Source organism: Alkalicoccus chagannorensis DSM 18086 (genome assembly GCF_000429725.1).
Lineage (GTDB): Bacteria > Bacillota > Bacilli > Bacillales > Salisediminibacteriaceae > Alkalicoccus > Alkalicoccus chagannorensis.
The window spans coordinates 1-5,346 of record NZ_AUCK01000041.1; the positions used below are offsets into that span (position 1 = coordinate 1).

6 protein-coding genes are annotated in these 5,346 nt (G+C 54.1%); 2 read left to right on the forward strand and 4 right to left on the reverse strand.

Features of this window, described 5'->3' with window-relative positions; genetic code table 11:
* Positions 1-586: 586 nt before the first annotated feature.
* Positions 587-1,084, reverse strand: coding sequence for a GNAT family N-acetyltransferase (locus G477_RS0114730; protein WP_026698579.1), 498 nt, complete (start codon positions 1,082-1,084; stop codon positions 587-589).
* Between the two features lie 130 nt (positions 1,085-1,214).
* Here G477_RS0114730 and G477_RS0114735 point away from each other — a divergent pair, with 130 nt between their 5' ends.
* Positions 1,215-1,985, forward strand: coding sequence for a DeoR/GlpR family DNA-binding transcription regulator (locus G477_RS0114735; protein ID WP_026698580.1), 771 nt, complete (start codon positions 1,215-1,217; stop codon positions 1,983-1,985).
* A gap of 2 nt (positions 1,986-1,987) precedes the next feature.
* Positions 1,988-2,842 carry a Cof-type HAD-IIB family hydrolase gene (locus G477_RS0114740; RefSeq protein ID WP_051288079.1) on the forward strand — a complete coding sequence of 285 codons (855 nt, stop codon included), beginning with the start codon at positions 1,988-1,990 and terminating at the stop codon, positions 2,840-2,842.
* Between the two features lie 195 nt (positions 2,843-3,037).
* Here G477_RS0114740 and G477_RS0114745 read toward each other — a convergent pair whose 3' ends face one another.
* The 3 genes from G477_RS0114745 to G477_RS21495 all read right to left on the reverse strand — a co-directional run.
* A complete protein-coding gene (locus G477_RS0114745; RefSeq protein ID WP_026698582.1) occupies positions 3,038-3,763 on the reverse strand; it encodes a class I SAM-dependent methyltransferase in 726 nt (241 codons plus the stop codon).
* Positions 3,764-3,879: 116 nt separating this feature from the next.
* The gene (locus G477_RS0114750) at positions 3,880-4,719 is read right to left on the reverse strand and encodes a DMT family transporter (RefSeq protein ID WP_026698583.1); all 840 of its coding nucleotides are present in this window, start codon (positions 4,717-4,719) and stop codon (positions 3,880-3,882) included.
* Positions 4,720-5,034: 315 nt separating this feature from the next.
* Positions 5,035-5,346 (reverse strand): hypothetical protein (locus G477_RS21495; protein ID WP_205622327.1); only part of this gene is annotated, 312 nt, incomplete at its 5' end.

A 5,346-nucleotide genomic window follows, 5' to 3' on the forward strand; every position in this document is an offset into this window, starting at 1 on the left:
ACGTGCTTGGCCACGTAATCCCGAAATTCTCGAGAGTGATGCTTACTTTGATTTTTCGCCATGATGTTCCTCCTGCTCGTTTGATTTAACTCTCATTAAATCATGGCTCACTTTGTCTTGCACTTATTATGCTAACTTCAGCTTGGCTCCGGCGTTGAGCCACACGCCACGGCCGTTCTCCATGCCAGGCAGATGCTTTCCGCAGTCAGGGCCTTGTCTACAGTCCGTCCCTGCTTCGAGGAAGAGAACATGTCCAGACGGTGCTATTCTGGCCGCAGTCTAAAATCCTCCCTAAGTAACGTATCTATGATCCCGTAACAAGGACCGTCTCCACAGTGGTTGGAGACGGTCCTTGTTTGAAGTATAAGTTTTCATACAGGGTGACGGCACAGCCAGCTGCCCGGGAAGAAGGATGAACCCATGCTTCCCTCAAAGAACCTGCAGCGACACTGCCCGCCGTTCCGCTCAAAAGGCGTTCCGCGCTTTTGTTCATTGCGATGCTGTTTGTTTTCGTACGTATCCGTTTATGCGGACGTCTTGCCTTCCACCCCCATCGTCGGGCGGGAATGCCGGAGGTCACGCCGATTTACTGCGGCTCTTCTACCGCTGCCGCCTCCGCTTTTTTCTTCATAAAGGCGACTTCCAGGGTCGTTCCTTTCCGCTCCCATGTTTCCTGTTTTTCTTTTTCAAAACCGATATGCCGGTACATTTTCATATTGGCTTTCTCTTCGGCCCGTACTTTGCATCGGACGATCGCTTTTCCCCGATCGATGCAGCGCCGCTCCACTTCCCGGATCAGGCGGCGGGCGAGGCCTCGTCCACGGTACTCCGGTACTACAGACAAGCGGAAAAATTCAATGCCGTCTTCCTGGTCGCGGTACCGCACCATCGCCGCTGGGTGGTTGTCATCCCAGACGATCAGCGCCTCTTCTCCTCTGGCTGTCAATGCCTGATAGACCGACACCGTCGTCTCCTCCAGTGCGCCTGAAGGCAGTTCCGGGTGGTTCTGATAATGGGCAAACGAACGAAGCATAATATTGTGAATATACGCAGCATCCGCTGCCTGTGCCTGAACAATATTCATCCGCACGCACCTCCTTTTCTCTTTTCCAGTATACCGTTTTCTGCTGGCTTACGCATAAAACTTACATTTACTTGATTTCACTTACAAACACTTGTAGAATGAAGACAATCACGAATGAGGGGGGGCTGCTATGTACCAGGAAGAACGCAGAGGCGCAATCCTGTCAGAACTGCAGGATCGGGGACGGATCGCAGCAGATGACATCTGTACACTGTTCGACGTCTCCCGTGATACCGCCCGCCGCGACCTCGTCCAGCTCGAAAAAGAAGGGCAGATCATCCGCACCCGCGGAGGCGCTCTCCTGCCTGCAGCCATGGAGCCGGTCCGCAGCTATGCAGGCAGGCTCCAGCTCGTATCGCAGGAGAAAAAACGCATCGGAGTCCGTGCGGCCGCTGATATTCTGCCGGGGGCTCGTCTGCTTTTGGATGCTTCCACTACCGTTCAGGCGCTGGCCGAAGCCCTGACATCCAAGCCTTGTTCCATTCTGACCAATTCCATTAATCAAGTCGATGTGCTGGCGGCAAACCGTGCCATTGATATTGAACTCATCGGCGGCACGTTCCACCCTGAGCATCGTTTTCTCTATGGCGCAGCAGCAGTCGAGCGCCTTCGCTCGTTTTATGCCGATCAGGCCTACCTCGGAATGGTCGGTATTTCAGAGCACGGTCTGACGCTGAGAGAAGAAGCGGAAGGGCGAGTCAAACAGGCGATGATGGAACAGGCTTCGGAAGTGATTCTTCTGGCAGACCACACGAAGTTCGGTCACACGGACTACTACCGCTGCGGCGGACTCGAAGACATAGATGTACTCATCACCGACAGGTACCCTGGACGACAAATGGCCGGGCTGCTCGATGATTGTGGCGTCACCCTTATAATAACAGAGGAGGAATCCCCTTGATAATGTTAACCGCGGTTGATCTGGACGGCACGTTATTAAACAACGAAAAATCGCTGGACGAAGAAAACCTTCAGGCTATCCAAGAAGCCGAAGCAGAAGGCATGACGGTGGCCATCGCCACTGGACGAGCTTTCTACGACGTTTTTCACATTCTCGAAAATACCGGTCTGAATCCATGGGTGATCAGCATGAACGGCGCCTGTATCCACACCCCGGACCAGGAACGCTTCTATCATCAGCCGATGGACAAATCGACCGCCCTTCCTGCACTCGAATGGCTGCAGCAGGAAAGGTATTATTTTGAAATTTCCACGCAGGAGGCCATATTGACACCTTCCTGGGGAAAGGATCTCCTTCTCGAGGAGAAAGAGCAGGCCGTCGAGATGGCGATAGACGAAGACCTGCTCGAACGGATTCTTTCCGCTCAGTTCAGTCAGAAGGGCCGTCGCTGGATCGACGGTTTTGATGCTGCTGCACCGGAGGATATTCATATCTACAATATTCTCGCGATGTCGATTCATCCAGACAAAGTCCAGCACGGCTGGAATCAGTTCAAGGAACGCCAGGACCTGACGCTCGTTTCGTCCGCTCCTTTCAACTTTGAACTGGAGCACCGGGCTGCCTCTAAAGGAAATGCCCTCGAACAGCTCGCCGCACACCTCGGCGTGCCGATGCAGCAGACCGCGGCCATCGGAGACAGCCTCAACGACCTATCGATGCTCCAAATAGCCGGAACCAGCTTTGCGATGGCGAATGCGAATCCGCAAGTGAAAGCGGCCGCAGCAAGAGAGACGAAAAGCAATACGGAGCACGGGGTCGCTCACGCGCTCCGCTCGCTCTTCCGCTCTTCTGTTTAACGAAGCCTGCCGGCGTGACGTTCCGGGCGGCGTAACGGGCTGTTAACGAGAGCGGAACGTATTTTTCATGAGCGGGCAGGTCTTCCTGACGACCTCCTCTCCAGTCGGACAGAGAGACGCCTGCAAAAGAAACCTGGCGCGGGAAGGACATCCTTCCCGCGCCAAGTTTTTGCTGGTCCTCTTTATTGTACTGAATCAGGTGGCACTTTCCTTGTCTTCCGGTTTCTCCACTACCAGCGTGAGCGCCCGTGATTTGAGCTGGACCGGATTGCCGTCGCGGACGACTTCAAACGAGAGAGGCTTCACATCTTCTCTCTGGATATTCCAGCCGTCAAAGGCCTTCATCAGCTGCTCATGCAGATTCTTTGTCGACAAATGCACCTCCAGCAGCGGCTCTCGTTTCTCCCGGGTATGCCAGTCATATTCTTCGATATCGGAGTTCGCGATGATGATCACCCTGCCTCCCGGCTTCGTGCCGAGCCGCATCCGGTCGAGTATCTTTTCAAACGTCTGAAGGTTGTCGACGTGTTCGATGCTGGAGATGGCTACAATCAGGTCATATCCGTTCTCCGGCATATCGACATCCGCAATGTCGCTCTCGACACATTCCAGCACATCAGCTACGTTGTAATCCTCTCTGTATCCGCGCAGTTTTTCCATCGCTGAAGCAAGAAAATCGACCGCCTGCACTCGGCCGCCCGCGTCTTTTGCTGCCTTGGCCATCGGGATACTGTTCCTTCCTACCCCTGCGCCAAGATCAAGAATCTGCGGCTTCTCTCTTTTGCAGATGAAGGCGAGATGATCCTCAATCACCGGAGCAGGCTTTTTCAGCCAGGAACCCTCTTCATATAAGTCGTACTTGTCGTAACAGAATTCATGGTACTGTTTTTCTTCTTTTCTTATGCGGTCCAAATCGCTCATCCAGCTGCCTCCTCCCGTTCCAATCGTCCTTCACGCTTTTCTATACCCCCGCTCTCATTCGGCTAAGCATCGGATTCCCTTATGACCCGCATCTCTTTAAACTGCACGGCTGCCTGTCACGACGTGAACACGAGGACCGCTACACCCGCCAGCGCCAGCGTAAACCCGCTCCACTGTATCTTGGATAAGCGTTCCTGAATCAAGGTTCTGGCACAGAGGACCGTGAATATCGGCGACAGCGCACCGGCCACAGCGACGATCGACATCAGGCCGATGTTCACGCCGGCCACATATGTCACGGCGCCGAACGCCTGCAGAATCCCGTTAAACGTCGTATAAGAAAGAGAAGAGCGCGTCAGACGCAGGTTCTCCCGACGAATCAGGAGCGTCACAGCGACCGCTGCAAAAGACGCAGTCATCGCTGCCGACACCGCCCACATGCCTTCCTCCGCAGCGGGAACATGAAGAAACACGAAGAAGAGTCCGAGCAGCAGCCCTGCTCCGAGTGCTTCGAGCAGCACCTTCGACGACGTCGATGGCAGCGCCGCCCCCTCTTCTTTCTTCGAGATGAGACCAATCGCAGCGACCACCATTAAAATACCGATCAGTGCCCCGCTCCCCGGCTGTTCACCGAGACCGAGCCCGGCGATGATCGGTACGAGGGCGGACGATACGCCGGTTACGGCTGAAACGACGCCCATTTTCCCAATCGAAAGCGCATGAAAATACAAAAGAAATCCGAGTCCGAGCGCAGCGCCGCCGAGACTGCCCCATACCGCAGCCTCCCAGCTGAACGTATGGGCGCTGAACAGCGCCACCGGAAGCATCAGCACCGCACCGACCGCCTGTGCATACAAAACAACGACAAACGTCGATACTTTCTTCGTCGCCTGGCCGGCTAAAAAATCGCCGACGCCAAACGCGGCAGCAGTGATCAACCCATACAGCAGTGCCAAGCAGCACCACCTCCTTCTTTTCTACGTGTTGTCCTTCTGACCCGGCCTGGTGCCGTACAAAAGGCTGTAAGGCACCAGGCCGACGTCCTTTTTAACAGTTATCTGCTTCCCATTTCCCCGACCAAAAGAGCGAAGCGCCTTTTTGTCGGAACGGCGAGCGGAAGGATTTCTCCGCGGTAAGCGAAGAAAAAAGGTTCTCATTCACATGTTGCGCTGATTAGGCTTAGGAATGCTCAAACGCTTATCAAATGGCGGACCTATGATTCTCTTTAAAAAAAGCTCGGCTGCGCCTCGCCCTTTGGGTGAAGGCGTAGCCTATTTTTTGAGCCTTGAATGATCATGAGTGATACCATGAATGCTTTCATAATAAACCGGAACCATTTCCCCTCCACATTGTTCACAGCCAAACCGTGGCGGATCCGCCGGATCCCCGGGGTCCATGATATCAAACTGAGTTACTACCTCCTTCGGGATGTCCTCGGTGATGAAACACGCCTTACAAAGAAATTCGACGCTCCCAGGCTGCTGTTTGTTTTTCGAGCTTTTCCCAGCTGAACCGGTAGCTTTCAATCGCTTTTTCTTCTGCTTCTTTTTTCTTTTGTCGATATGCTTGCGACTCAAAGGCCT